Origin of the sequence: Streptomyces sp. 891-h, from assembly GCF_022760275.1 — a bacterium.
GTDB lineage: Bacteria > Actinomycetota > Actinomycetes > Streptomycetales > Streptomycetaceae > Streptomyces > Streptomyces spirodelae.
In genome coordinates this window covers 3,421,036-3,447,350 of record NZ_CP050693.1, presented here as the reverse complement: position 1 = coordinate 3,447,350, position 26,315 = coordinate 3,421,036, and the positions used below count along the sequence as shown (strand labels likewise).

Here is a 26,315-nt window from a genome sequence, read left to right as displayed (position 1 = left end):
GCCGCGACCGGTGGGGTGCGCGAGCCGGGCGCCGCCGGGCGGGTGGCGGTGAGTCGGCTGTGGGCCGCCGTCAGCAGGCTGGGGAGGCGCCCGCCGTCAGCAGGCCGTGGGGAACGCCGCCGTCAGCAGGAAGCCGTCGTCCTCGGTCGGCCCCGCGTGGCAGGCGCCGCCGAGCAGCAGCGCCCGTTCGCGCAGCCCCAGCAGGCCATGGCCGCCCTCCGGATACTCCCGCGGCTCGGGCGGCGCCGCGGGCGGGCCGTTGCGCACCTCGACGGCCAGCCGCTCGTCGGCCGTACCCGTGTCGCGCACGCCTACCGTCACCAGGACGCGGGCGCCGGGCGCGTGCTTGCGTACGTTCGTCAGCGCCTCTTGGACCGTGCGGTACGCGGCGCGTTCGACGGCCTCCGGCAGCGCGGAGGGGAGCCCCGGGCCGCGGGCTGCGTCCGGGCCCGCGTCCGGGCCCGCGTCCGGCGCCGCGTCCGGGGCCGGTTCGGGGGCCAGGTCGAGCGTGACGTCCAGCCCGCTCTGCTGGACGAGCGCGGGCAGATCGGCCAGCCGGGGCTGCGGGGCCGGCCCTACGCCGGGGCCGCTGCCGGAGCGCAGGGTGCCGACCATGTGCCGCAGCTCCGTCAGCGTCTTGACGGCGAGTTCGCGCACGGTCCGCGCCAGGTCCCGGGTGCTGTCCTGGCGGCACGTCATCTGCAGGGCGCCGGCCTGCACGCTTATCAGACTGACCTGGTGCGCCACCACGTCGTGCATCTCGCGGGCCAGCCGCGCCCGTTCGGTGCTCAACGCCCGCTCGGCCAGCAGCTCCGCCTCCCGGTGGCGGCTCTCGGTGAGTTCCCGTACGCGCTCGGCCAGTTGTCGCCTGGTGCGGGTCCAGCGTCCGAACACCACAGGTGTCACGCTCTGGACGCAGGAGTCCAGCAGGTCGAGAAGGTCCGAGCGGTCGGCGGACGGTGCGAAGCCGTCGAGGGGGTAGGGGACGTAGTGCGCCACGGCCAGGGCTACCGCGCCCGCCACCGCGAGCGCCTTGCTGGGGCGGCGGGAGGCGAGCGAGTAGAGGGCGATCATCGGCGCGAACCATATGTAGCCGATGTACATCCCCAGCAGCGTCACCACGAGTGCGACGACCGGCAGGCGCCGCCGTACCAGCAGCGCGAGCGCCGCGGCGACCGAGACGGCCAGCTCCAGACCGGGGCTGACGCCGTTGACGAGGAACGCGTCGGTGAGACCGAGCGCCACCGGAAGGACGAGCATGAGCGCCTGCCGACGACCCGCGGCGGTTCCCGGCAGCTTGCGCAGCGCTTCCGCGCCCGGCACCCCGCGCAACCTCGCGGTGCCCGGCATTCCGCGGAGCTTTGCGGTGCCCCGCGCCCCGCGCAGCCTCGCGGCGCCCGGCAGCTGTCGGTGCGCCGTGGCCGGGTCGGTCGTGGGGTTCACGGCGCGGTGTCGGGGGAGTGGCGGCGCCGCACCAGCCCGGCCCGGTCGGCGACGACGGCCGCCTGTACCCGGTTGAGGCCGCCCAGCTTCGCCAGCAGCGCGCTGACGTGGTCCTTGACCGTGCCGTGTGCCAGGCGCAGCCGGCCCGCGATGTCCACGTTGGACAGTCCCTCGCCCACCAGGGCGAGCACCTGCCGCTCGCGCTCTGTCAGCGAGGCCACCCGGCGCTCGGCGTCCCCGTCCGGCCTGCCGCCCAGATAGCCGCCGATCACGGTGGGCGTCACGCCGGGCGCCAGCACCCGGCCGCCGTCCGCCAGTACCCGTACGGCGTGCACCAGTTGTTCGGGAGCGGTGTCCTTGAGGAGGAAGCCCGCGGCGCCCGCGTGCAGCGCGGCGCCCAGATACTCCTCCGCGTCGAACGTCGTCAGCATCGCCGTGCGCGGCGCGTCCGGCACCGAGCCCAGCTCGCGCAGCACGGTCAGCCCGTCCACGTCCGGCATCCGGATGTCCAGGAGCAGCACGTCCGGCCGGTGCGCCCGTACGGTGTCGACGGCCGCGCCGCCGCCGCAGTCGGCGACCACCTCGATGTCCGGTGCCGTCCCCAGGATCAGCCGCAGCCCTGAGCGCACCAGCTCCTCGTCGTCCACGACCACGACTCGGATCACCGTCGCGCTCCTTGCCTGCTGTGCCTGCTGCTCCCTCCCGGACCAACTCCTCCCCGCCCCTCCGGAGAGGCTACGGCAGTGTGGGGGGCGAGCCGCTGCGACCTGGAGAGGAGATCGCGTCCGGGGCCACCCCGCCGGTCGGCGGGGGCGTCACTCCTTGGTCGCGAGACCGATCACATGGGCGAGGGGCGGCATGAGGGCGACGGGTGCGAAGCCGAAGCGGTCGGACCGGTCCACCGTGAATCCGGCCGACCGGATCGTCGCCACGGTGTCCCGGTTGGGGTGACAGCCGCCGCCCGCCAGCGCCCACAGCGGCGTGACGGCGTCCTGCAGCAGTCCGCCGAGCCGACGCTGCGACCGTACGTGCTCGTAGAAGCGCAGTTGCCCGCCGGGGCGCAGCACCCGGGCCGCTTCCGCGAGCGCGGCATCCGGCTTCGAGACGCTGCACAGCACGAGCGAGAAGACGACGGCGTCCAGCGTCCCGTCCCCGGCGGGCAGCTCGCCGGCCTGTCCCGCGACGACCGTGACCTGCACCGGCGCTTCGGCGGCCGCACGCCGCGCCGCGGCCCGCAGGGTGTCCTCGGGTTCGAGGGCGACGAGGTCGGTGACCGTCCTCGGGTAGTGCCCGAAGTTGCGCCCCTGACCGGCCCCCACTTCCAGGACGCGCCCGCTCACCCCTTCGAGCAGCCGCCGCCGGTGCGCGGCGCCACCGCGGCGGTCCATCTCGGCCGCGATGCCGAGGTACTGGCGGGCGAAGCGCGGGTGCTGCAGTTCCCGCGGGCCGGGCGGTGCGGTCTCGGGGTCCATGGGGCCGCCTCCTGGTGCGTCGGTGTACGCCTGCGTACGTCGGTGCGTCCGCGTACGTCGGTCATTGGCGTACGCGGGCGGAGCGCGGGGCGCCGTCCGGCGGTCCCGCGGCTACGTAGTCGAGCACCGGCGCGCGCCCCGGGCAAGGACGGCGTTCCATCTCCCGTGTCCCGTGTCTCCCGTGTCCTGGCTGGGGGCCGGGGCCGGGGCCGGGGCTGGGACGGCGGGTCGGTCCGCGGTCAGGTGACTGCCGGGCTGCGGCGTTCGATCAGGACGACGTCGCGCCAGCGGTCGTGGTGGCGGCCGATACGCTCGCGGACGCCGATGGTCCTGAATCCGGCGCGCCGATGGACGGCGAGGCTGGCGGTGTTCTCGGGGAAGACGCCGGACTGGATGGTCCAGATCCCGGCCGCCTCCGTGGAATCGATGAGTGCTGCCAGCAGGGCGGAGGCGAGGCCGCGCCCTCGGGCGCGTGGGTGGACGTAGACGGAGTGCTCGACCACTCCCGCGTAGGCGCACCGGTCGGAGACCCGGGACGCCGCGATCCAGCCGGTCACCGTCCGGTCGTCGTCCAGCGCGACGAAGCGGTGCTCGGGCAGCTTGGCGGCGTCGAAGGCTTCCCAGCTCGGTGCCTCGGTCTCGAAGGTGGCGTTCCCCTCGTCGATGCCTGCCTGGTAGATCGCCAGGACCTGCCCGGCGTGCTCGGGCCGCAGCGGAACGACCACCGTGTCGGTCGTTCTTGTCGCACTGGTCACGGTGCCCCCTGGCCGTCGCGTGGTAGGTGGTCGACGTGTGGTCGTGTCAGCTCGTGTGCGGTGGGGCGAGCAAGCGGCCCATGGCGGCGAGCACGGAGGGCTCCACGCGGTAGTAGACCCAGGTGCCGCGCCGCTCGGAGGTCAGCAGTCCCGCTTCCCTGAGCTTCTTGAGGTGGTGCGAGACGGTGGGCTGGGAGACGCCGACGTCGGCGATGTCGCATACGCAAGCCTCCCCGCCCTCGTGGGAGGCGACGGCGGAGAACAGCCGCAGGCGCACCGGATCGCCCAGCGCCTTGAACATCGGCGCCGCGGTCTCCGCCTCCTCGGCGGTGAAGGGCCGCTCGGTCAGGGGCGGGCAGCACGGCGCCACGTCCGGATCGTCGGGCCCGGCCATCGGCAGCAGCTCGATGTTCGACATACATCTATGTTGACATACGTCGAACCAGTGCGGCCAGCGCTGCGGCGCGCGCGGTCGGGCCGCCGGGCCACGGACGACGAGGGCCCCACCGCCGAGGCGGTGGGGCCCTCATGGACGGAGCTCGCGCTCAGGCGAGGTCGAACTCAGGCGAGGTCGAACTCAGGCGACGTCGAACCGGTCGAGGTTCATCACCTTGTCCCACGCCGCGACGAAGTCGCTGACGAACTTCCCCTTCGCGTCGTCGGAGGCGTAGACCTCGGCCAGCGCGCGCAGCTCGGAGTTCGAGCCGAAGACCAGGTCCGCGCGGGTGCCGGTCCACTTGATCTCACCGGTGGCTGCGTCGCGGCCCTCGAACGCGCTGGCGTCCTCGGCGGTCGCCTTCCACGTCGTGCCCAGGTCGAGCAGGTTGACGAAGAAGTCGTTGGTCAGCCGGCCCGGCGTCTCGGTGAGGACACCGTGCTTCGACTTGTCGTGGTTGGCGCCCAGGACGCGCAGCCCGCCGACGAGGACCGTCATCTCCGGGGCGCTCAGCGTGAGCAGGTTCGCCTTGTCGAGCAGCAGGTACTCGCCCGGCAGCCGGTTGCCCTTGCCGATGTAGTTGCGGAACCCGTCGGCGGTCGGCTCCAGCGCGGCGAACGACTCCGCGTCGGTGTGCTCGTCACCCGCGTCGACCCGGCCCGGCGTGAACGGCACCTCGATGTCGTGGCCGGCGTCCTTGGCCGCCTTCTCGACGGCCGCGCAGCCGCCGAGCACGATCAGGTCGGCCAGCGAGACCTTCTTGCCGGAGGCGCCGGAGTTGAACTCCTGCTGGACGCCCTCCAGCGTGCGCAGCACCGTCGCCAGCTCGTCCGGGTTGTTGACCTCCCAGCCCCACTGCGGCTCCAGGCGGATGCGGGCACCGTTGGCGCCGCCGCGCTTGTCGCTGCCGCGGAAGGTGGAGGCGGAGGCCCACGCGGTGGTGACCAGCTGCGAGACGGACAGCTCCGTCTCCAGGAGCTTGGCCTTGAGGGCCGCGATGTCCGCGGCGTCGATGACCTCGCCCTCGGCCTCGGGCAGCGGGTCCTGCCACAGCAGGGTCTCCTCGGGGACCTCCGGGCCGAGGTAGAGCGACTTGGGGCCCATGTCGCGGTGGGTGAGCTTGTACCAGGCCCGGGCGAACGCGTCGGCGAATTCCTCCGGGTTCTCGTAGAAGCGGCGCGAGATCGGCTCGTACACCGGGTCGAAGCGCAGCGCGAGGTCGGTGGTGAGCATCGTCGGGCGGTGCTTCTTTTCCGGGTCGAAGGCGTCCGGGACGGTCTCCGGCGCGTCCTTGGCGACCCACTGGTGGGCACCGGCCGGGCTCTTGGTGAGCTCGTACTCGTACTCGAACAGGTTCTTGAAGAACCCGTTGCTCCACCGGGTCGGGGTGTTGGTCCAGGTGACCTCGAGACCCGAGGTGATGGCGTCCTTGCCGACGCCCGTGCCGTGCGTGCTCTTCCAGCCGAGGCCCAGCTGCTCCATCGGGGCCGCCTCGGGGTCCGGGCCGACGTTGTCCGCCGGGCCGGCGCCGTGGGTCTTGCCGAAGGTGTGGCCGCCGGCGATGAGGGCGACTGTCTCCTCGTCGTTCATCGCCATACGGCGGAACGTCTCCCGGATGTCGCGCGCGGCGGCGATCGGGTCAGGGTTGCCGTTGGGGCCCTCGGGGTTGACGTAGATGAGACCCATCTGGACCGCGCCGAGCGGGTTCTCCAGCTCGCGGTCGCCGCTGTAGCGCTCGTCGCCCAGCCACTCGGTCTCGGGGCCCCAGTACACGTCCTCCTCGGGCTCCCACACGTCCTCACGGCCGCCCGCGAAGCCGAAGGGCTCGAAGCCCATCGTCTCCAGCGCGACGTTGCCGGTGAGGACCATCAGGTCGGCCCAGGAGATGTTCTGGCCGTACTTCTTCTTGACCGGCCACAGCAGACGGCGCGCCTTGTCCAGGCTCGCGTTGTCCGGCCAGCTGTTGAGCGGCGCGAACCGCTGCTGACCGGCGCCCGCGCCACCGCGGCCGTCGCTGATGCGGTACGTACCGGCGCTGTGCCAGGCCATCCGGATCATGAGCGGGCCGTAGTGGCCGAAGTCGGCCGGCCACCAGTCCTGCGAGGTGGTCAGCACCTCGGCGATGTCCCGCTTCACGGCCGCCAGGTCGAGGGACTTGAACGCCTCGGCGTAGTCGAAGTCCTCGCCGAGCGGGTTGGCCACGGCCGGGTTCTTGGCGAGGATCTTCAGATTGAGCCGCTCCGGCCACCACTGGCGGTTTCCGCCACCCTGGGTCGGGTGCAGGGCACGTCCGTGCGCGACCGGGCAGCCGCCCTCGGTGTCCTCCGTCTTTGCGTCTACGACGATCGCCTCATGGTTCTCAGTCATGGGAATCCTTCCGGACTGGGCGGATCACGGTGGTCAGGAATATGCCAGCGGTGGAAACAGCCGGGGCGCAGGCTCCGGCGAAGGCGACCGCCTTGCCGACCGGATTGGGGATTCGTCGTGAACAGGCCCGCCTGCTGAACCGCCACATGCTTTTCCTGCCGTGTCCTGCCCCTTGGCTGCCGCTGGAACCGATCCTACGATGGACTAAGTCCAAGTCAATAAGGGAACCAGACTCGTAAGATTTTTCTCCCGCAGACGATGGTTAGGCTGGTGGTCATGAGTGACCTGCTGGAACGGCTTCGCGGACGCGGCTGGCGGATGACCGCCCAGCGGCGCGTCGTCGCCGAGGTGCTCGACGGCGAACACGTCCACCTCACCGCCGACGAGGTGTTCACCCGCGCCAGCGCCAAGCTGCCCGAGATCTCCCGCGCGACCGTCTACAACGCCCTCGGCGAACTCGTCTCGCTCGGCGAGGTGCTGGAGGTGGCCACCGACGACCGCGCCAAGCGCTACGACCCCAACGCGCACCGGCCCCACCACCACCTGCTCTGCTCGCGCTGCGGCACCATCCGTGACGTCCACCCTCTCGGCGACCCGCTGGCCGATCTGCCCGCCACCGAGCGGTTCGGCTTCACCGTCTCCGACGTCGAGGTCACCTACCGGGGCCTGTGCCCCGACTGCGCCTCCGCCTGAACCGGCCTCACCCGGGAGCGGGCCACCATCGTTCATGAGGCCACCGCTTTCGGGAAGAGCGCCTCTTGCGGAGAGGGGCGCCTCTTCCGGGAGGGGGGCCGAGGGCACCATGGCGCCTGGGGGCTCTCGGCGGGGTTCCATCTATCTGCGGCGAGCGCACATGCGCGGGGCGGGCAGCGCCAGGGCCAGGGCTGCGACACCCGCGCACGCGGCCGCGATGGCTGCGAACGCCGTCCGGTACGAGGCGGCCGTACTGCCCGCAGAGGCGGACAGGCCGACCAGGACGGCGAGGCCGAGGACGCCGCCGGTCTGCCGGGTGGTGTTCATCAGCCCCGAGGCCGCTCCGGCGTCCCGCTCGGGGACGCCGGAGGTGACGGTTGTGGTGAGGGGCGTGATCAGCAGGCCCATCCCGGCCGACATCACGACCGCGGGACCGAGCAGCCCGTCCAGGTAGCCGCTCTCCGCGCCGATCCGGCTCTGCCACAGAAAGCCGAGTGCCGACAGCAGCGCGCTGCCCACGATGAGGTTCCGTGAGCCGGTACGGCGCATGACGGCGGGCGCCAGGCGCGCTGCCGCGATGCCGACCAGGGTGTGGGGCAGAAACCCCACTCCGGTGGCCAGCGCGCCGTAGTCCAGAAGGTCCTGCATACAGAGCGACAGGAAGTACCACATGGGGATGAAGCAGGCCCCGGCCAGCAGCATCACCGCGTTCCCCGCCCACACCGGCCGCATCCGTACCAGCCGTGGCGGCAGCAACGGGTCGGCGGCGTACCGGGCTTCGGTCACGGCGAAGGCCGACAGCGCCACAAGTCCGAGCACCAGTCCCGAAGCGGCGGCCGGCCCGCTCCAGCCGTGCTTCTCCACCTGGGTGACGCCGTGGACGAGCGCGCTCACACCCACCGTCGCCAGCACCGCGCCCGGCAGATCGAGCCGCGTCCTCGGCGCCGCCTCGGGGGAGCAGTCGGCGGGCAGCAGCCGGACGGCGAAGAGTACGGCCGCCGCGCCGACGGGGACGTTGAGCAGCAGAATCCACCGCCAGGACAGCGACTCGGTGAGCACTCCGCCGATCACATTGCCCGCGGCGCCCCCTGCGGAGCTCACAGCGGTCCAGACCGCCAACGCCCGGGTGCGCGCGTGCCCTTCGGCGAACGTGGTGGTCAGCACCGTGAGTGTGGCCGGAGCCAGCACGGCGGCACCCAGCCCCTGCACGGCCCGCATCGCGACCAACAGCCCCGGAACGGTGGCGAGTCCGCCCACGAGGCTGGAGGCGCTGAACAGCACCAGCCCCCATATGAATACCTTGCGGCGCCCGTACAGATCGGCGAGCCGGCCGCCCAGCAGCAGAAACCCGGCGAAGACCAGCGCGTATCCGCCGACCACCCACTGCAGCCCCGCCGCGTCGAAGCCCAGCGCCGCCTTGATGGAGGGCAGCGCGACGTTCACCACGGAGACGTCGAGTACGACCATGAACTGCGCCGCGCAGGCCAGCCACAAGACGGCGGGTGCCGCCCGGCGCTGTCCCGGTGTGCCGTCCGCCGGCTGAGCGCTTGGCCGGGTGTCGTCGGCTGCATCGCTGTGTTCCATGCCTCACCTGCTGTCCTGCGGCTAGTAGCTGCGGTTTTTATCGTACAGCGGTACCATGAAAATCCATCGCCGAAGATGAGAGAGGCAGAGAGGAAGGAGGGGCCGTGCCGAAGCGGGTCGATCACGGACAGCGGCGGGTGCACATCATCGAGGCGCTGGTCCGGGTGGCCGCGGCCGAGGGGCTGCACGCGGTGACGATGCGCGCTGTCGCCGCCGAGGCGGGCATGTCCCTCAACCTGGTGCAGTACTACTTCGACACCAAGGCGCAGCTGATGCACGCCGCGCTGGAACGGCTGGAGCAGCAGAGCCACGCCCGCTGGTCGGCGCGCCTGGCCCAGCTGCCGCAACCGGTGACCCCGCAGGCCTTCGTCGAGACCTTCCTCGCCGAGGCCCTCCCCACCGACGAGGAGAGCCGGGCCTTCCATCTGGTGTGGACCTCGTACGCCGTCCTCGCCATGACCGACCCCGAACTCGCCGCCCAGCCCTTCGTGGAGGGACCCGACCGCCTGGAGCGGCAACTGACCGCCGTACTCCAGCAGGCCAAGGAAGAGAGCGCCGTCGACCGGTCATGGGACGCCGCGACGGAAGCCGCACACCTGCTGACCCTCGCCCATGGCCTGGGGACCAGCGTCCTGGTCGGCCAGCGCGGTGCGGAGGCCGCCACCCGCGTTCTGCGCGCACACCTCGACCGCCTCTTCGACGCCGGTGAGTGAACGGGTCCGGGCCGCCCCGAGCCGATCCGCCTCAGGCGCCGGCAGGCCCCCGCAGGCTCAGACGGCAGCGTCGCGCGGAAGGCGCTCCCGCAGCGTGGCCGCGAACTCCTCGGCGCGCGCCAGCTGGGTCCGCAGATCCGCCACCCGCTGCTGCGCGGCCGTCTCGAAACCCCGGATGCGCTCCAGCAGTTCCGCGCGCTCGGACGCGGACAGCTCGTCGACGGAGTCGAGGCGGTCTGTTGCGGTGAGCAGCTCCCGCATCTCGTCCAGGCTGAAACCGAGGGGCTTCATACGGCGGATGACCATCAGCCGGGCGACATCGGCCTCGGTGTAGAGGCGGAAGCCGCCCTGGGAGCGGGCGGACGGGGTGACCAGGCCGGTCTCCTCGTAGTGCCGGATCGTGCGCAGCGACAGCTCGGTCCGCGCCGCGACCTCGCCGATCTGCATGTGCTCGCCGCCCACGCGCCCGCCTTCCTCTCCTCTACGGCCGCCGATCTCTACCGTAACGTTAGGGTAGAGTTGCTGAGTGCCGGGGTACGGCCTGTGTGCCGTGGCCTCCATTGTGCGGGACATCTCCCGTGCTTCTCTGCCGTACCGGGGCCGACGACGCCCCCGGCGAATGACGAACCCGCAGGAGAGAGAGCGTGCGCATGCCCCTGGCGTCCGGCGCCGCCGCCTGCCCACCGTGACCGTCCGCCCCTGAGCGGTTCGCGGGCTCCGCCCGTGGCCTCCGCTGCCACCCCGCCGAAGGCCGCCCGGCTGCCTGGCCGCCCGGCCCTCAGCCCTCTCGCCTGCCCCTCGTCCATCCCCATCCGCACCCCTGTAAACCCCCGCACGCCCGAGGCCCGAGGCCCGAGCCCCCGCCCCGAATGTGCCGGGCGTGCACGAACGCGACAGGTACGTCACCCTCTTGTCCCTCACTCCCTCTTCTTCCGCCCCGTCCTCCGCCACCGCCCGGCTGCGCGGCCTCAAGCCCGACTGGCTGTCCGCTCCCCGGGTCTGGCGCACCGAGATCCTCGGCGGACTCGTCGTGGCGCTGGCCCTGATACCCGAGGCCATCTCCTTCTCGATCATCGCCGGTGTCGACCCGGCCATCGGCCTGTTCGCCTCCTTCACGATGGCCGTGACCATCGCGTTCGTCGGCGGCCGTCCGGCGATGATCTCGGCGGCGACCGGCGCCGTCGCCCTGGTGATCGCCCCGCTCAACCGCGAGCACGGGCTGGGCTATCTGATCGCCGCTGTCATCCTCGCCGGGGCGTTCCAGATCGTGCTCGGCGCCCTGGGCGTGGCCAAGCTGATGCGGTTCGTGCCGCGTTCGGTGATGGTCGGCTTCGTCAACGCGCTCGCCATTCTGATCTTCCTGGCCCAGGTGCCGGAGATGCACGACGTGCCCTGGCCCGTCTATCCGCTGATCGCGGGGGGCCTCGCCCTCATGGTGCTCTTTCCGAGGGTCACCAAGGTGATCCCGGCGCCGCTGGTCTCCATCGTCGTCCTCACGGTGATCACGGTCGCCGCCGGGATCGCGGTGCCGACCGTCGGCGACAAGGGCGAGCTGCCCTCGTCCCTCCCCGTCCCCGGCCTCCCCGACGTGCCGTTCACCCTGGACACGCTGACCACCGTCGCGCCGTACGCGTTCGCCATGGCGCTCGTCGGCCTGATGGAGTCCCTGATGACCGCGAAGCTCGTCGACGACATCACCGACACCCGCTCGTCCAAGACCCGTGAGTCCATCGGCCAGGGCGTCGCCAACATCGTCACCGGGTTCTTCGGCGGCATGGGCGGCTGCGCCATGATCGGTCAGACGATGATCAACGTACGGGTGTCCGGCGCCCGCACCCGGCTGTCCACCTTCCTGGCCGGTGCGTTCCTGATGGCGCTGTGCATCGTCTTCGGCCCGGTCGTCTCCGACATCCCGATGGCGGCGCTGGTCGCCGTCATGGTCATGGTGTCGTTCGCGACGTTCGACTGGCACTCCGTCGCACCCAAGACACTGCGGCGGATGCCCGCCGGGGAGATCACGGTCATGGTCGTCACCGTCGCGGTCGTGGTCGCCACCCACAACCTCGCCATCGGCGTGGTCGTCGGCACCCTCACCGCCGTGGTCGTCTTCGCCAAGCGCGTCGCCCACCTCGCGGAGGTCACCTCGGTGACCGATCCCGACGGCAGCAGTGTGGTCTACTCCGTCACCGGGGAACTCTTCTTCGCGTCCTCCAACGACCTTGTGACCCGGTTCGATTACGCGGGCGACCCGGACAAGGTCGTCATCGACCTGACCGCGGCCCACATCTGGGACGCCTCCTCCGTCGCTGCCCTCGACGCGATCGAGACCAAGTACGCCCAGCGCGGCAAGACCGTCGAGATCACCGGCCTCAACCAGCCCAGCGCCCAGATCCACCGGAAGCTCAGCGGTGAGCTGACCGCTGGCAACTGACCGCTGGCAACTGGCCACCACCGTCCGCCAGTTGGTCGAAGTGCGGTCGGCGGTGGCCGCCGTCGATTCGGGGTGACGGAGGCGAAACCTTCCGGCACGAGGTGGCGTCCTGGCCACTGTGGGCGTGATCAACTGACCCGGCGCTCAGCGCGCGAGCCCGGACGCGAGGACACGCCAAGGCACACCCTGAAGGGCTGCTCTGCGCCCTTGCAGGCACATCCAGGGATCTCCCGAACGGCCAGGAGGCTCACCGTGACGCACGCGCCCCGCCAAGACCCCGACCAGGACCGGGACCAAGTGCACGACCCACTCCATGACTCGCTCCCTGACGGGGTCCATGACCAGACCCCTGACCCACTCCATGCCCAAGCCCATGCCCAGGCCCAAGCCCAAGCCCATGACCAGGCCCAGGTCCACGACCTGGCCCACGGCCACGACCGGCGGGTGGCCGCTGTCTCCAGGCGTGGGCTGGGGCGGATCGCCGCCCTCGCCCTCGCCGCCGGCGCCGGCTCGCTGCCTCTCGTCTCGTCGAGCGCGGCGGCGGCCACCACAGGACGGCCGATCGGACGAGGCGCGGCCCGAGAGGGCGGGCAGGTGCACTACGACCGTGCCCGCCGGCTGGCCGGGGACGACAAGGTGCTGCGCACCCTCGTCAAGGCGCTGACGCCCGGCGCCACCGTGCCCCGCCCACCCGCGCCGGAGCCGCTGAAGCTCTTCGACAACCTGGCCATGTTCAGCGTGGGCTGGGTCTCCGCCATGGCGGTGCTGACCGACGACGGCATCGTCCTGCTCGACGCGCTCACCTCCGCGAAGGAGGCCGAGACCGTGCTCGTCCCCGGTCTGCGCTCGCTGGGAGCCGATCCCGCGGCGATCAAGTACGTCGTCGTCACCCATGGCCACGACGACCACTACGGCGGCGCGCGGTACCTCGCCGAGCAGTACGGGACGCGCGTACTGATGGCACCGGCCGACTGGGACCTCGTCGCCCGCAAGGATCCGGAGCATGCCCCTGCGCGGGACCTGGAGATCAGGGACGGACAGCGGCTCACGCTCGGCGGCACGACGATCCGGCTGCACCACACCCCGGGGCACACTCCGGGCACCGTCTCCCCGATCTTCCCGGTGTGGTCGGGCCGCGAACGCCGTACGGCCATGCTGTGGGGCGGCCTCAATCCCCCGTCCGCACCCTCCGACCTGCGCACCTATCTGGCCTCGATCCGCTCCTTCCGGGCCCGGATGTGGCAGGCCGATGTGGAGGTCGAGCTGTCCAACCACCCCAACGACAACGGCCTCGAACGTGCCGAGCAGCTACGGAACAACCCGGACGGACCGAACCCGTTCGTGCTGGGCCGCCCGCGAACCCAGCGGTTCATGACGGTGATGCACCACATGCTGCGCGGAAGGCTCGCCGACGCGGAAGCGTCGAGTGAGGCCGCGCGAGCACACGGAACCGGCCTCCGGGCGGAGTGACGTACCCCGCCCGGCGAACAAGGACCGTGGGGTCCCACCGCCTCGGAGCCGGTGGGACCCCCGCCCGCTCAGGAGACCTGTATCGAGCGGTTGACGGCAGCCACCAGCGCGCGAACCGATGCCGTCGGAACAGCTCTCCGAAACGTCGTCCTGCCGTTTCTCGACGGTTTCCCACTGCCTCGTGCGGCTGAGCACTACAGTCCTCTTGTGTCGTGCATCACACCAAGGTGTGCGGTTGGTGGCCGAATGGGTGAGGGCCACCTGTTCCCATCATGGGGAGATTTGGGGGGCGCCGTGTACGAGATGGTCAAGGGGTCGAATGTCGCACTGACGGCTCTGAGTGCGAACGCCGATGCGGTGATCGTCGGCTTGAGCTGGGTCAGCCCGACCGGAGCGGGCGACGCCGACGTGTCAGTCCTGCTGCTGGACGCGAACGGCAAGGTACGGAGCGACGCTGACTTCTACTTCTACAACAACCCGGTCGCCGCCGACGGGAGCGTACGGCTGCTGGGCAAGACTCCGACGGAGAACGGTGACGAGGACCGCATCAGCGTCGATCTGACCGCGGTCCCGCCTGCTGTCGACCGGATCGTCGTGGGGGCGAGCCGGTACGACGGGAGCGGCTGCGGGGACCTCGAGGATCTGAGGCTCACGTTGGCCGACAGGGGAGGCGAGAACCTCCTCACGTTCGCCGTCGACAACGCCGACACGATGAGCGCCGTCATCTTCGGCGAGCTCTACCGGCGCGGGGACGAGTGGAAGTTCCGTGCCGTCGGGCAGGGGTACGACACCGGGCTGGCCGGACTGGCGGCGGACTTCGGTGTCGACATCGAGGACGACGCGAGCGCGGAGGAAGAAGCGCTGGAGGAGACGGACGGCGAGGCGGTCATCGGAGCAGAGGCGAGCTCGCGTGAACAGGCAGCCAGGACCGGGGAGACAGGCAGCAGCGAAGAGAACGGCCATACGGTCCCGGCTCTGGTGGGCGGGCCGACATCGCAAGGTCCGTCGGTTCCCGCCCCGGCTTCCCCGGCTTCCCCGGCTCCCCCCGCCCCCGGCCTCTCCGGCCACACCGCTGTCGGCGCCCCCAGGACTCAGCCAGCACGGCCCCGCACTGCGAAGAAGAAGGTCACCCTGCCCCGGGTGGCCAAGAAGACGCTCGCGGAGAACGAATCATGGAGCCCCGCCAGGCTCGTTCCGGTCCCAGCTCTCAAGAGCGACCGTGACCGAGAGGTACGTGCCACCTCGGTGCTGCTGACCGTGATGGCACAGGTGCCGGAGTTCGGCAGGAGACTCACCGCGGCGTTCGGCGCACCGGCGGGCCGCATGGAGACGTTCACCGAAGTCACCCTTCCGCACGGGGACACGCCTCGGCGCCCGGACGGCGTGATCCGTGTCGAGCGGGCAGGCAAGCTGTGGACCGCACTGGTCGAGACCAAGACCAACGGAAGTGCCCTCAGGCCCGAACAGGTGCAGGCGTATATGGACATCGCCGCGCGCCGCGGCTACGAAGCCGTGATCACGTTGTCCAACGATGTCGCGCTGGAGGGCAGCCCACTCGTCGACGTCAAGATCGACGGACGGCGGAGGCACAAGGTGGCTCTGTGGCACCTTTCGTGGGCCGAAGTCACCTACCAGGCCCAGATGCTGATACGGCACGAGGGCGTCGCCGACAGAGCGCACGCATGGCTGCTCCAGGAACTGCTCCACTACCTGCAACACGAGAACTCGGGCTGCCACGGCTTCCAGAACATGGGATCGGGTTGGGTTCCCGTGCGCAACGGAATCAACGACGAAACCCTGTGCAAGGGAGACGCACGCGCTCTGGATGTGGTCGAGAGCTGGGAACGACTCGTGCGCCAGATCTGCCTCAGCCTCGGCGGAGAACTGGGACAGAAAGTTCTGCCCGTCCAACGCGCCAAGCGCGGAGCCGATCCGAAGGAACGCCGGAGCCGTCTGGCCGATCAACTCTGCCTGGACGGAAGGCTCCAAGCGGAGTTCCGGATCGAGGGCGCGCCGGGCATTCTGGCGATCAACGCCGACCTGCGGACCAGCAAGCTGCGCACCTCCATCGAAATACCGGCGCCCGAGAAGGGTTACCCACTGACCTGGGCCAAACGCCTCATCCGCCGCCTGGCCGAAGCACCGGCCGACCTCCACATCGAAACCCTCGTCGAAGGAGAGGCGGGAGGCCCGCGCGGCACACTGGAACGGCTCCGCCCGGAACCGGCGGACCTGCTCCCCAAGAGCAGCGCTGCCCAGATCACCGGATTCCGCCTGTCCCTCTTCAAAGGGATGGGAAGCGGCCGCGGCAACACCGAGTCCGGCTTCATCCGCAGCGTCGACGATGCCGTCCACCGCTTCTACACCACAGTGGTGGTCCACCTGGACCGCCCGGCCGGCCGACGAGCAGTGCCGAAGGAACCCGTCGGCACCCGATGAAAGCTCCCGGCTGTCGAAACCACCGGCGCTTGCGGGGAGTAAGGGCCTGTCCGGCGGATCTGGCGAGCCGGACAGGCCCCAGGGACCCCCTGACCCCGAGGAGGGTTCAGCGTTTGAGCGTGAAGGTGAAGTCGGCGGAGAGCTTGGTGTGCAGCCGGACGGCTGAGACGAGTCTGCCCTCCTTGAGGAGTCTCTCGACCTCGGCCCGTGAAAGGGCGCAGCCTTCAGCGATCAGCCGTACCGGTCGGACGGGTATTCGCGCCGTGAAGCGGACCGAGATGTCGAGCACCTCGCGGTCCAGGTGATCCGATCCGCCGGTGTCGAGGCGCCAGGCGTTGTCCCAGTCGAGGGCGATGCGATTGCGGCGCCGTACGGCCGGGTCCTGGAGCAACTCGGCCGCCAGGCCGAGGTCGTTGCTGTGCAGCCGGTCCAGCAGCTCGGGCCGTATGGAGCGCACATTCCTCCGCTCCAGAACCGTGAGCTTTGTGGTTTCCCCGCAAGTGGTACAGAGCGCGAGGAGCCAGGCGTCGAGGAGCTTGTGGTTCGCGTTGACGCGAAACTTTCCGTTTGTCCGGAAGCGCTCGGACCCGCATATATGGCAGCGACGGAGAACGAGCGGCAGGCAGGTGGGCATGACGACCCAGGTGTTGAGCACAGAAGTACACCGGTTTCAGTGAGAAATCCGCAGCAAGAAGCAGCGCGGCGCACTTGTGCGACGCGCGACCAATCAGCGCTCGGGAAAACTCACAGGGTGTACAACGGCACGTCCTCGAGTAGACGACTCGGTCCGGCAGCACGGTAATGGCGCTCAGCGGCGCTGTGCCACTGGTTTCCGAGCGCACCTCACCGCCGCACCGCCGCACTGCCGGGCTCGGTCCTGCGGACGCTCGGGAGTGGTGGACGGTGTCCTTGGCGTGGCGTCCGGCGTCACCGGCCAGGCGGCCGGATGGTTGCGCCGTCAGCCCGTCGACGCGGCAGGGGTGCGGAATCCACATCACCGTGGACCGGTCGATGCGGTCTGCCGCGTCGGCGTGGCCTGGTCCCTGGCCGCTGCCGGCTGCTAGCCGCCAGTTGCCTCGGGGCGCCCCGCACGCGCGTCCGAAACGGACCCCTGCTCATCCGCGTGCGGGAAGTTCTCGTTCTCCCCGAAGTCGGGTGCCTGGAAGGGGTTTGTCGTCGGAGGCGCCAATGCCGCAGCGGAGTAGCGGGAGTGCTCTTCCCGGGCGGAGAACAGCGAGGTCGTGTCGATGAGTGGGGCTTCCTTCCGGTACAGGCCCCCGAAGGGGCCCGGCGTGCCGTGACCGGGCACGTTCGGTCCTACAGCTTGGTCATCTTGGTGTAGGGGCTCGAGATCCGCATTTGCGCGGGGCCGAAATCCACGAGTGCCGCGACGCCGTCCTCGACGCCGATCACCCGGCCGAGGCCGTGGGTGTCGTGTGTGACCTGGTCGCCAACGGCGAAGTGCTTGGGAGCCGGCGTGACCGGAGCCTTGAAGGGGCTGCTGGGCAGATGACGCTTCGGTGCAAAGGGCTTTGTCATTGCGCCCAGTATGCGCCCGCACCGGCTCGTCCGCTGCGCTGTCCATGTCACCCGCTGACGGACTGGCGTGCCGGCCATGCCGATGGCCCGGTCCGAGTCAGGTGCCGGGGCTGCTGTGCGGGTGCTCGTGGTGCTCATGCTGCCCGTGGTGCTCGCGGTGCTCATGGTGCTCGTGGGGATGCGGCACGTAGGGGACGCTGGTGACCATGACGCCGGGGGTGAACAGCAGCCGGGCCTTGAGCCGGAGGGCGCTCTGGTTGTGGAGGAGCTGGCCCCACCAGTGGTCGGGTACGTACTCGGGGATGAAGACGGTGATCACGTCGCGGGGGCTCTCCTTGCGGAGACCGCGGACATAGCTCAGTGCCGGGCGGCTGATCTCGCGATACGGCGATTCCAGCTCGACCAGCGGCACACCCATTTCGTGGCGCTCCCACGCGTCCCGCAGGGCGGCGGTCTCCTGCGGCTCCTCGGCGACGGTCAGAGCCACCACACTCTGCGGGTGGATGGACTGGGCGTAGCCGATGGCTCGCATCGTGGGCGCGTCGATCTTGGAGACCAGGACGATCGCGTGGTTGCGGGAAGGGCGCTCGGGCCGGGCGTCGGGCGGCACGGCAAGCTCGGCCGCCACGGTGTCGTAGTGCCTGCGTACGCCCTTCATGGCGAGGAAGAGCAGCGGCATGGCGAGGATGACGATGTAGGCGCCGTGGGTGAATTTGGTGATCAGCACGATCACCAGCACGATGCCGGTGAAGGTCGCCCCGGTGGCGTTGATGAGGCGTGAACGGTGCATACGTACGCGCTCCGCCCTGTCCGAGGTCTGCGGCAGCAGCTTGTTCCAGTGCTTGACCATGCCGGCCTGGGAGAGGGTGAAGGAGACGAAGACGCCGATGATGTAGAGCTGGATGAGCGCGGTGACGCTGGCGTTGAAGGCGACGATGAGTCCGACGGCGGCCAGCGACAGCAGGATGATGCCGTTGGAGAACACCAGCCGGTCGCCGCGGTGGTGCAACTGCCGGGGCAGATAGCGGTCCTGGGCGAGGATCGAGGCGAGGGTGGGGAAGCCGCTGAAGGCGGTGTTGGCGGCCAGGATGAGGATGCCCGCGGTCGCCGCCTGCAGGTAGTAGAAGAGGAAGTGGACGTCGCCGAAGGTGGCCCTCGCGATCTGGGCCAGGGCCGTGGGCGGGGAGGCGTCGGCCGGCAGCCCGAGCGCGGTGGGGTCGTCGGCGACATGCACCTGGTAGACCAGCGCCAGGACCGTGATGCCGACGAACATGCTCACGGAGATCAGTCCCATGATCGCCAGCGTGGCTGCCGCGTTGTGGGATTTCGGCTTGGCGAAGGCCGGCACGCCGTTGCTGATCGCTTCCACCCCGGTCAGCGCCGTACAGCCGGAGGCGAACGCCCGCATGACCAGGAACACCAGCGCCACTCCGGCGAAACTGCTGGTGGCGTGGATGGGCAGATCAGCGGACTCGGCGCGAATGGTGGCACCCTTCGCCATCCGTACAGCGGCGAACGCGAACATCACGAAGACGCCGAGCACGAACCCGTAGGTGGGCATCGCGAAAGCCCGCCCGGTTTCTCTGACTCCCCGCAGGTTCACCAGCGCCAGCAGCACCACGAAGCCGACCGACATTCCGACCGCGTGGCCCGCCAGAGCAGGGGCGGCCGAGGTGACGGCGGCGACGCCCGCCACCACGGAGACGGCCACGGTCAGCACATAGTCGACCAGCAGCGCGCTGGCCGCGGTCAGCGCTGCGGTGGCGCCGAGGTTGTCGGCGCTGACGGCGTACGCGCCACCGCCGTGCGGATAGGCGTGGCACGTCTGCCGGTACGAGGCGATCACCACGGTCAGCAGCAGCACGATGACGAGGCCGATGTACCAGGCCAGATCCAGAAACGCGGTACCGCCGAGCGCCAGGATCAGCAGCGTCTCCTCGGTGGCGTACGCGACCGAGGAGAGCGGGTCGCTGCAGAACACCGGCAGGGCCAGCCGCTTGGGCAGCAGCGTTTCCCGCAGTTGCTCCGTACGCAGCGGTCGGCCGAGAAGCACCGTTTTTGGGAGCCATGTCACACGACCGGATGGTAGAGACGGGCAGCCGGAAGACGCCCTCTGCCACACGGTGATGTCGCGCCGAAATGCACGATGTCCCGGTGCGCGCTATTCGAGCGCGGGCTTTCCGGGGTCACTGGCGCTGCCACGCACCGCGGCTTGTGTTGTCAGCCGTTGGTATGCGCCTGCTGCGTCTGCGGCGCGCGCAACGCTGGTACCCAGCAAAGAAAGGCCGAGGAAAAGGCCCAGCCGGGCGACCTCCATGGAACCGTTCCAGCTCAGTTCCCCCTGCGGCGCCACCGCGAAACTGTTGTGGAACAGCCAGCACAGCCCGGCCGTACCCGGCGCCGCCCCTGCCCGACCGCTCAGCCCCAGAACGGTTGTGAGCACACCGAACGTCGTCAGGGCGACCAGCGGACTTCCCAGCCCGACAGTGGCTCGCAGCACGGCCACGACCACCAGAGAGCCGGCGAACGCTCCTGCCCACACCACAGGCGTGGGCAGGGGTTCGGGAACCGGACGCAAGCTGCCGTGCCGCTGCCAGAGAGAAACGATCACGTTCCCGCCTCAAAAGAATCCGGGCCGCCCGGACCTCGGGACGTTCTTTATACGCGTGCGTCCGGCCACGCGGAGACAAAGAGGCCGCGACACTCCACTGATTCACCCACGAGCCCTGGGAGCTCCCGCCTCAGGAATACGCAGGAATACGCAGGAATGCGCTGGAACGCGCAGGAATACGCTGGAATGCGCTGGTGGGTACGGGACTTTGGAAGACCGAATGCTTCCACGGGAATGGGCGCGCCGGCCATCAGCGGCACCCCGCCGGTGGCGGGAAGCGGCATCAGGGCCGGCGCGATGCCGAATTCGGCAGGCAGGAACGGATCGGACCCATTGCGGTCAGGCGGGTCCAGGAAGGGAACGGGTTCAGCGCACGGTGAGCGGGGTCTCGGATGTGACGTGGGACAGCTTCTCCGGGTTTCGGACGTAGTAGAGGCCGGTGATGAGGGCGTCCTCGACGCGGAGGGCCATGACACCGTCGATCTCGCCGTCCAGGCGGACCAGGAGCGCGGGGCTGCCGTTGACCACGGTCGGTTCGGCGGTGATCTTGCCGGCGAACTTGCCTATGCCACCGGCGAACATCCGGGCCACCTGCTCGGCGCCGGTGACCGGCCGCAGCGCGGCGTGCTTGATGCCGCCGCCGTCGCTCATCAGGACGACTTCGGGGGCGAGCACCTCGAGGAGCGCCTGCGGGTCCCCGGTGTCGACCGCGCGCCGGAACGACTCCAGGACCGCCTGGCCCTCCCGGGAGGAGACCACCCGGCGCGGGCGGCGGGAATCGACGTGCCGACGGGCGCGGTGGGCGATCTGGCGGACAGCCGCGGGGCTCTTGTCGACGGCGGCCGCGATCTCGTCGTAGCCGATGTCGAAGACCTCGCGCAGCACGAAGACGGCGCGCTCGGTCGGCGAGAGCGTCTCCAGGACGAGCATGAGCGCCATCGACACGCTCTCGGCGAGCTCGATGTCCTGCGCCACGTCCGGCGTGGTGAGCAGCGGCTCGGGCAGCCAGGGGCCGACGTACGCCTCCCGGCGGCGCTTCACGGTGCGCAGCCGGTTGAGCGCCTGGCGGGTGGTGATCCGTACCAGGTAGGCGCGCTGGTCGTGCACCTGCCGCCGGTCGGCCTTGACCCAGCGCAGCCAGGTCTCCTGGAGGACGTCTTCGGCGTCGGCGGCCGATCCGAGTATCTCGTAGGCGACGGTGAAGAGCAGGTTGCGGTGGGCGAGGAACGTCTCGGTCGCCGGGCCGGTGGCCTCGTCGCTCATCTCTCGTCCCTTCTCCTCGTCCTCCGTGGCCGGCCCCGGCGGCCGACCACGTTCGTGTGCGTCCACGGCAAGAGCCTCGCAGCAGGCACCGGTCAGGCAGCCCGGTCGGCCGCGGCCGGCGCCTCGACGCCGTGGGTGCGCAGCAGTTGCCGGCGCTTGGCGACACCTCCCGGCGACCGGTGCAGACGGAACGAGCCGGGCTTCTTCGCCTCCGTGGCCAGGTGTTCGAGGGTGGCCGTGCAGACCTTTTCCTTGATCTTGGCGCCCAGGCCGCCGTCGATGTGCACCCCGATCGCGACATCGGACCTGTTGGCGAACTGGTAGATGCCCGCGCTCCGGCCCAGGCTGATGCACTGGGCGTAGAACGACAGGTGGAGGCTGTCCGGCTGCTCACCCGCGAGTCGGCTGAACACGGTCTCGACGGCCCGGGCGGCCAGCGGCGACGCGTTCAGGCAGCTCATCCGCAGCGGAAGCCCGGAAGGTGACGCCGAGTCCCCGGCCGCGAGGATGCGTGCGTCATCCACGCTGGTCAGCGTCTCGTCCGTGAGCAGGCGGCCCTCGGTGTCGGTGCTCAGCCCGCTGCGCGCTGCCAGGTCGGGGACGCCGAAGCCGGCGGCCCAGACGGTGATCTCGCTCGTCACGTCACGGCCGTTCGCGAGCCGTACGGCCTCGCGGGTCACTGCCGTCACCTTCGTGTCGGAGCCGTCGACGACCGTCACACCGAGCTTGGCGAGCCGCTTCGCGACCGAGCGCCGGCCCCGGGTGTGCAGATACGGGCCGAGCACGCCACCGCAGACCAGGGTCACCCTGCGGCCCTGCTCCGCCAGCTCGGCGGCGGTCTCGATGCCGGCGGGACCGGCGCCGACCACCGTCACCTCGGCCGTGGCGGGCACGGCGTCGAGGACCGAGCGCAACCGCTGTGCCTCCTCCAGGGTGGCGACCGGGTAGGCGAACTCGGCCACCCCTGGCACGTTCGCTTCGGAGCTGCCACTGCCCACGGCGTAGACCAGGTAGTCGTAGTCGAGGGTGCCACCGCCCGCCTGCGTCACGACGTGGCGCTCGGCCGCGTTGATACGGGTCACCGTGTCGACCACCAGCCGCACGCGCTCGGCCAGTACGTCCCGGTAGGCGACGACCGCGTCGTCGGTCCCGCCCACCAGCTGGTGCAGGCGGAGCCGGTGGACGAAGTCCGGGCGCGGGTTGATCAGCGTCACGCTCACATCGTCGCGCAGCGTCAGCCGGTTCGCGGCCATCACGCCCGCGTATCCGCCACCGATCACGACCACATGCGTGTTCCCAGCCATGGTGCCTCCTCCGATTTCAGGTGCTCGGCCTCAAGACACCGCGCCCTAGGTCGCTGTGACAGCTTGTGGCTCAGATCACTTCATGGGGGGCTCGGCCGGCGAGGCGATGGGCCAGCGACTCGATGGTGGCCAGTCGGGGGCTTGCATCGCGTTCTGCTCCACCTGCCGGAAGCGGTCCAGCAGTTGCGGCGTCCGAGACCCCTCCGGAGGTATACAGGTGGCCGGCTCGCTCGCCCGTCCGACAGCCGGCCTGCGCCCCGCGACGTGGCATACCGCGGCCCCGTTCCGGCTGACGGCACGTCGCCGGTGGGGGAGGGCTACCCGCAGCGCCGCAGTCGGCCTTTCCACTCCCTCTACACTGGCGTAGAAAATTCTGCTCCGGCACGCAGAACGGGGAAGTGCGCCGCCTGGAACCGAGCGTGGCCGGGCGAGTCGGCGAGGAGATCAGAACAGAGCCATGGCGAGTCCGAGCGCCGTCCGCTGTAGTTGGCGAGCCCGTTGCGCAGCTCGTTGCAGGGAGATCACGGAGGACCGCCGGTTCTCCGTGGTGGTCTTCGGGATGATCGCTGCGAACGCGGCGGTGCTCGGTGCCGAGACGTATGCCGGAGTGGTGCAGCACTGGGAGGGTGCGTTACGGGCAGTCGAGCACATCTTCCTCGGCCTCTTCACCGTCGAGATCCTGCTGCGTGCGGGTGCACACGCGGACCGGCCGAAGGATTTCTTGCGCGATCCGTGGAACCTCTTCGACTTCGCGGTGGTGCTGTGCGGTTACCTCCCCGTCGTCCGGGAGAACGCAACCATCCTCCGGTTGCTCCGGCTCTCCCGGGTGCTGCGGGCCGCTCGTTTTCTGCCGCAGTTGCGCATCGTGCTGGTGGCGGTTGGGCGGAGCTTGCCGGGAACGGTGAGCTTTTTGCTGGTCGGCACCTTGCTGCTGTACCTCTACGCGATGCTGGGCTGGGTCTTCTTCGCTGACGAGGACCCCGAGCACTTCGGCTCACTCGGACGAGCTGTCCTCACACTCTTCTTGCTGATGACGCTGGACGGGCTGGGAGACGCCGTTCGCGGCGGTCTGGAAGTATCGCGCTGGGCGCTCGGCTATTACGCCTCGTTCGTTCTGCTGGGCTCCTTCGTCTTGGTCAATGTGCTGGTCGGAGTGGTGATCAAGTCCCTCGACGAGGCGAGCGAGATGGAGGGCGGGGAAGGTGAAGCCTCCTCCTCGGTGTCACCAACAGGGGGCCACCACGTGGACGTGTCGCAGGCCGACGAGGTGGCCACGGGGGAGGTGGTGCGGCTGCGGGCGGAGATCGCGGAGATGCGACGTTCGCTGGATTCGTTGGAGAGCGGCTTGGCACGGCTTTCGTCAGCCGGGGACAGCCAGGAGCGGGTATAGAGGTGCAGTCGTTTCCAGGACGGTGGCCACCAACCCGCACGTCAGAGCGGTGTGGCTGCCTGGAGGATCAGCGCCAGGGTGATGGCGGCGTTTGCGGATGACAGGGCGGAGGCCGCGGCGCCGGCCGCTGCCAGCCAGGTGGCGAACGCGGAAGCGGTGACGGGAGGTCGCCACAAGCGAGTGGTGGGTGCGGGCGCGAGCAGGGCCTGAACGCGGCGGGGCACCTGGCCGGCGGCCGCGAAGGCGAGGACACCACTCGGTGAGCCTGATGTGGCGATGAGCGCGGCCTTGCCCACGGCGCGGGCTGTCAGGCGCCGGTCGCCCACGTGCTGTGCCGCCGCTTCGTCGGCCCAGCGTTCGACGCCGAATTCGACGGCCGTTCGCAGCGGCCGCAGGAACGGGTGGGCGTTGGCGGACAGCCGCGCGAGCAGCAGAAGGCGATGGTGGCGGGCGGCCAGATGTGCCCGCTCGTGAGCGAAGAGCGCGCGCCGTTCGGCGGGTTCCAGGGCGTCGAGCATGCCGGTGGAGACGACGATCCGTTTCCGGCTGCGTCGCGTGCCAGGCAGGGCGAAGGCGTACGGAGCCTTGTCGGGAAGGACCGCGACAGAGGAGTTCCGCACCCCCTCAAGCGCCAGTAAAGCCCTTCGATGGACGCGCCTGTGGCGGACGATGGTGCTGCCGCAGGTGGCGAGGAGGGCGGCGAGCGCCGGAATGGAGGCTTGGCCCAGGACCTCGTCGTAGGGGACGGCCTGCCGCACTTCCGGGTCCGACCAGCCGTCGGGCAGCGGGTTGCCGGGCAGCTGCGCGGTGCCGACGACGACCAGGAGCACGAGGCACAGGGTGCTGCACGCCGCGAGAACCGCGCCGACCGCCGCCAGCAGGAGCGTCGCCGTACGGGGGTGCAGACGGCGCTCCGCGAGCCGGGCGACCGGCCAGGACGTCAGGGGCAGCACGAGGGGGAGGAGGACGAACAAGCCCACGGCTCAGTCGCGCTTCCTTCGGGTGCCGCCTGCTTGCGGGCCGGTGCCGCTTTCCTGGGCGCCTTCTGCCGCAGACCTGTCGTGGCTCTTCGCCAGCAGGTCCCGCAGCAGTTGCTCGTCCTCGCCGGTCAGTCCGGAGACGAAGCGGGTCAGCACGGTTCCCCGGTCGCTCTCTTTGTCGAGCATCTGACGCATGCGGTTCGCTGCGAGACCGGCCGCATCAGCGGCGGGTGTCCATACGAAGGAGCGTCCGGCCTTCTTCCGCGTCACCGCACCCTTGGCGAGCAGGCGGGAGAGGATGGTGATCACGGTGGTGTAGGCGAGGCCGCCGCCCATCCGATCCCGTACCCATGCAGCGGTCACCGGTTCCTCTGCTTCGTGCAGCGCTGTGAGCACCATGGCTTCGAGCTGCCCCTGCCCGCGCCGCCGCCCCGGTTCCTGCCCTGCTTTGTCCATGGCTCCTCCCTTGCTGCCCGGTGACCTACGTTAGCCAATCTGCTGCGTGAGCCGATCTCCTTGCATCTCCATGCAGTTGTGGTTGGCACGAAGCGCCTCCAGTATCTTCTACATGTTTGTAGAAAACTGCTGTTGGCGTGCGCCCGGAAGGGAAGAGTCGTGGGAGCTTTGCCGGTCGGGGACGAGAACGAGCCGTCCTCCCGATCCATTTCTCCGCAAGACCTACGGGAGGTCGAGGAGCTGGCCGAGGAGGCCCTCCGCAGCGAGCCGTTCCGTGAAGCTCTCCGGAACTCGCCAGCGGGGACGGCGGAACGTCTGCGGAAGGCAGCGCGTGACTCTGCCGCCGACCTGGTTCACGTGGTGGCTGAGGAGTACCGGGCACTGGAGCGGGCCCGGGAGGTGGCTCACTCCGGCAGAGAACCGACCCAGTCGGCGTCGGGGGCGGCTCACGAGCATGGCGGAGGACTGCTTGCTGCCCTTGCGGTCCTCGTTCCGTTGATCTCCGGGGCGGCATCTGTGATCTTCCTGCTGCTCGGCTACCTGCTGATCCTCATCGATTCCCAGCAGGATGTCGGTACCTCCCTGGTGCTGACTGGCTGGTCGGGCGCCGGCATCGCAGCGGTTACGGGGGCTCTCGGCCTCGGCAGACTCTTCGTCGCCGCGCGCAGCCATTCGCGGCCCAGCTCACGCTTCCGGGGCGGTTCGCGGCCGGAGCCGATGGGGGAGCGCAGCGTGGAGGAGGCGCACGCCGCCTGGCGGACGGCGCTTCTGGAGCGCGCCGTGCTGCCCTATCTGCGTACTCGGCTGCTTGAGGCCGGCGGTGAACGGCCGGACCGGTCGAATGCGCGGACGGCAGAGCCGAACTCGTCATCGGGTTTCAGCCCGGGATACCAGGCGCCCGGCTTCGGAAGCGCTGAGCTCGGGGATTCGGCGGAACCAAGTTCGGAGTGAACCTGTGGAGCCGTCTGG

Annotated in this window: 23 protein-coding genes; 7 read left to right on the top strand and 16 right to left on the bottom strand. The window is 70.2% G+C overall.

Going from position 1 to position 26,315, the window contains the following annotated elements; all coding sequences use genetic code 11:
* Nucleotides 1-96 precede the first annotated feature (96 nt).
* The 6 genes from HC362_RS14855 to katG form a co-directional block, all read right to left on the bottom strand.
* Complete coding sequence (locus tag HC362_RS14855) at nt 97-1,443, bottom strand: histidine kinase (RefSeq protein ID WP_243084418.1); 1,347 nt, start codon at nt 1,441-1,443, stop codon at nt 97-99.
* On the bottom strand, nt 1,440-2,108 hold the full coding sequence (locus HC362_RS14850; RefSeq protein WP_243084416.1) for a response regulator transcription factor: 669 nt from the start codon (nt 2,106-2,108) through the stop codon (nt 1,440-1,442). The genes HC362_RS14855 and HC362_RS14850 overlap by 4 nt, the downstream gene beginning before the upstream one ends.
* Before the next feature lie 150 nt (nt 2,109-2,258).
* The gene (locus HC362_RS14845; protein ID WP_243084415.1) at nt 2,259-2,915 is read right to left on the bottom strand and encodes a methyltransferase domain-containing protein; all 657 of its coding nucleotides are present in this window, start codon (nt 2,913-2,915) and stop codon (nt 2,259-2,261) included.
* Between the two features lie 239 nt (nt 2,916-3,154).
* Nucleotides 3,155-3,670, bottom strand: a complete 516-nt coding sequence (locus tag HC362_RS14840; protein WP_243084414.1) for a GNAT family N-acetyltransferase — start codon at nt 3,668-3,670, stop codon at nt 3,155-3,157.
* A 46-nt stretch (nt 3,671-3,716) separates the two neighbouring features.
* A complete protein-coding gene (locus tag HC362_RS14835; RefSeq protein WP_243084412.1) occupies nt 3,717-4,088 on the bottom strand; it encodes a metalloregulator ArsR/SmtB family transcription factor in 372 nt (123 codons plus the stop codon).
* A 159-nt stretch (nt 4,089-4,247) separates the two neighbouring features.
* Complete coding sequence (katG, locus tag HC362_RS14830; protein WP_243084410.1) at nt 4,248-6,473, bottom strand: catalase/peroxidase HPI; 2,226 nt, start codon at nt 6,471-6,473, stop codon at nt 4,248-4,250.
* 276 nt (nt 6,474-6,749) lie between these two features.
* Here katG and HC362_RS14825 point away from each other — a divergent pair, with 276 nt between their 5' ends.
* On the top strand, nt 6,750-7,166 hold the full coding sequence (locus tag HC362_RS14825) for a Fur family transcriptional regulator (protein WP_209268251.1): 417 nt from the start codon (nt 6,750-6,752) through the stop codon (nt 7,164-7,166).
* Between the two features lie 141 nt (nt 7,167-7,307).
* Here the strand turns inward: HC362_RS14825 and HC362_RS14820 are convergent, their stop codons facing one another.
* Nucleotides 7,308-8,750: an MFS transporter gene (locus HC362_RS14820; RefSeq protein ID WP_243084409.1), complete on the bottom strand. Its 1,443-nt coding sequence runs from the start codon at nt 8,748-8,750 to the stop codon at nt 7,308-7,310.
* Between the two features lie 104 nt (nt 8,751-8,854).
* Here HC362_RS14820 and HC362_RS14815 point away from each other — a divergent pair, with 104 nt between their 5' ends.
* Nucleotides 8,855-9,463: a TetR/AcrR family transcriptional regulator gene (locus tag HC362_RS14815; RefSeq protein WP_243084407.1), complete on the top strand. Its 609-nt coding sequence runs from the start codon at nt 8,855-8,857 to the stop codon at nt 9,461-9,463.
* A 57-nt stretch (nt 9,464-9,520) separates the two neighbouring features.
* Here HC362_RS14815 and HC362_RS14810 read toward each other — a convergent pair whose 3' ends face one another.
* Nucleotides 9,521-9,925 (bottom strand): MerR family transcriptional regulator, encoded by a 405-nt coding sequence (locus HC362_RS14810; RefSeq protein WP_243084406.1) that lies wholly within the window; start codon nt 9,923-9,925, stop codon nt 9,521-9,523.
* 448 nt (nt 9,926-10,373) lie between these two features.
* Here HC362_RS14810 and HC362_RS14805 point away from each other — a divergent pair, with 448 nt between their 5' ends.
* The 3 genes from HC362_RS14805 (at nt 10,374) to HC362_RS14795 (ending at nt 15,803) form a co-directional block, all read left to right on the top strand.
* Nucleotides 10,374-11,894 carry a SulP family inorganic anion transporter gene (locus HC362_RS14805; RefSeq protein ID WP_243088605.1) on the top strand — a complete coding sequence of 507 codons (1,521 nt, stop codon included), beginning with the start codon at nt 10,374-10,376 and terminating at the stop codon, nt 11,892-11,894.
* Nucleotides 11,895-12,338: 444 nt separating this feature from the next.
* Complete coding sequence (locus HC362_RS14800; RefSeq protein WP_243084404.1) at nt 12,339-13,364, top strand: MBL fold metallo-hydrolase; 1,026 nt, start codon at nt 12,339-12,341, stop codon at nt 13,362-13,364.
* Between the two features lie 303 nt (nt 13,365-13,667).
* Complete coding sequence (locus tag HC362_RS14795) at nt 13,668-15,803, top strand: TerD family protein (RefSeq protein ID WP_243088604.1); 2,136 nt, start codon at nt 13,668-13,670, stop codon at nt 15,801-15,803.
* Nucleotides 15,804-15,909: 106 nt separating this feature from the next.
* On the opposite strand, the gene HC362_RS14790 is transcribed toward HC362_RS14795, so the two are convergent.
* The 6 genes from HC362_RS14790 to HC362_RS14765 all read right to left on the bottom strand — a co-directional run bounded on the left by HC362_RS14790 (nt 15,910) and on the right by HC362_RS14765 (nt 22,520).
* On the bottom strand, nt 15,910-16,458 hold the full coding sequence (locus tag HC362_RS14790; RefSeq protein ID WP_243084402.1) for a DUF1062 domain-containing protein: 549 nt from the start codon (nt 16,456-16,458) through the stop codon (nt 15,910-15,912).
* 662 nt (nt 16,459-17,120) lie between these two features.
* Nucleotides 17,121-17,342 (bottom strand): CarD family transcriptional regulator, encoded by a 222-nt coding sequence (locus tag HC362_RS14785; protein ID WP_243084401.1) that lies wholly within the window; start codon nt 17,340-17,342, stop codon nt 17,121-17,123.
* A 97-nt stretch (nt 17,343-17,439) separates the two neighbouring features.
* Nucleotides 17,440-19,416 (bottom strand): APC family permease, encoded by a 1,977-nt coding sequence (locus tag HC362_RS14780; RefSeq protein ID WP_243084400.1) that lies wholly within the window; start codon nt 19,414-19,416, stop codon nt 17,440-17,442.
* 87 nt (nt 19,417-19,503) lie between these two features.
* Nucleotides 19,504-19,953 carry a hypothetical protein gene (locus tag HC362_RS14775; RefSeq protein ID WP_243084398.1) on the bottom strand — a complete coding sequence of 150 codons (450 nt, stop codon included), beginning with the start codon at nt 19,951-19,953 and terminating at the stop codon, nt 19,504-19,506.
* Between the two features lie 366 nt (nt 19,954-20,319).
* On the bottom strand, nt 20,320-21,216 hold the full coding sequence (locus tag HC362_RS14770; protein ID WP_243088603.1) for an RNA polymerase sigma-70 factor: 897 nt from the start codon (nt 21,214-21,216) through the stop codon (nt 20,320-20,322).
* A 92-nt stretch (nt 21,217-21,308) separates the two neighbouring features.
* Nucleotides 21,309-22,520: an FAD-dependent oxidoreductase gene (locus tag HC362_RS14765; RefSeq protein ID WP_243084397.1), complete on the bottom strand. Its 1,212-nt coding sequence runs from the start codon at nt 22,518-22,520 to the stop codon at nt 21,309-21,311.
* A gap of 457 nt (nt 22,521-22,977) precedes the next feature.
* On the opposite strand from HC362_RS14765, the gene HC362_RS14760 reads away from it, so the two are divergent.
* On the top strand, nt 22,978-23,910 hold the full coding sequence (locus tag HC362_RS14760; protein WP_243084395.1) for an ion transporter: 933 nt from the start codon (nt 22,978-22,980) through the stop codon (nt 23,908-23,910).
* Between the two features lie 41 nt (nt 23,911-23,951).
* On the opposite strand, the gene HC362_RS14755 is transcribed toward HC362_RS14760, so the two are convergent.
* Entirely contained in the window at nt 23,952-24,890 is a 939-nt protein-coding gene (locus HC362_RS14755; protein WP_243084394.1) for a M56 family metallopeptidase, read from the bottom strand.
* A 3-nt stretch (nt 24,891-24,893) separates the two neighbouring features.
* Nucleotides 24,894-25,346, bottom strand: a complete 453-nt coding sequence (locus HC362_RS14750; RefSeq protein WP_243084392.1) for a BlaI/MecI/CopY family transcriptional regulator — start codon at nt 25,344-25,346, stop codon at nt 24,894-24,896.
* Between the two features lie 516 nt (nt 25,347-25,862).
* On the opposite strand from HC362_RS14750, the gene HC362_RS14745 reads away from it, so the two are divergent.
* Nucleotides 25,863-26,297 carry a hypothetical protein gene (locus HC362_RS14745; RefSeq protein ID WP_243084391.1) on the top strand — a complete coding sequence of 145 codons (435 nt, stop codon included), beginning with the start codon at nt 25,863-25,865 and terminating at the stop codon, nt 26,295-26,297.
* Nucleotides 26,298-26,315 lie beyond the last annotated feature (18 nt).

What these genes read in the sequence shown, in the direction of transcription:
- HC362_RS14845 (WP_243084415.1), bottom strand. Translation starts at nt 2,915, where the DNA reads ATGGACCCCGAGACCGCACCGCCCGGCCCGCGGGAACTGCAGCACCCG.
- HC362_RS14835 (WP_243084412.1), bottom strand. Translation starts at nt 4,088, where the DNA reads ATGTCGAACATCGAGCTGCTGCCGATGGCCGGGCCCGACGATCCGGAC.
- katG (WP_243084410.1), bottom strand. Translation starts at nt 6,473, where the DNA reads ATGACTGAGAACCATGAGGCGATCGTCGTAGACGCAAAGACGGAGGAC.
- HC362_RS14825 (WP_209268251.1), top strand. Translation starts at nt 6,750, where the DNA reads ATGAGTGACCTGCTGGAACGGCTTCGCGGACGCGGCTGGCGGATGACC.
- HC362_RS14820 (WP_243084409.1), bottom strand. Translation starts at nt 8,750, where the DNA reads ATGGAACACAGCGATGCAGCCGACGACACCCGGCCAAGCGCTCAGCCG.
- HC362_RS14795 (WP_243088604.1), top strand. Translation starts at nt 13,668, where the DNA reads ATGGTCAAGGGGTCGAATGTCGCACTGACGGCTCTGAGTGCGAACGCC.
- HC362_RS14785 (WP_243084401.1), bottom strand. Translation starts at nt 17,342, where the DNA reads ATGACAAAGCCCTTTGCACCGAAGCGTCATCTGCCCAGCAGCCCCTTC.
- HC362_RS14770 (WP_243088603.1), bottom strand. Translation starts at nt 21,216, where the DNA reads ATGAGCGACGAGGCCACCGGCCCGGCGACCGAGACGTTCCTCGCCCAC.
- HC362_RS14765 (WP_243084397.1), bottom strand. Translation starts at nt 22,520, where the DNA reads ATGGCTGGGAACACGCATGTGGTCGTGATCGGTGGCGGATACGCGGGC.
- HC362_RS14760 (WP_243084395.1), top strand. Translation starts at nt 22,978, where the DNA reads ATGGCGAGTCCGAGCGCCGTCCGCTGTAGTTGGCGAGCCCGTTGCGCA.
- HC362_RS14750 (WP_243084392.1), bottom strand. Translation starts at nt 25,346, where the DNA reads ATGGACAAAGCAGGGCAGGAACCGGGGCGGCGGCGCGGGCAGGGGCAG.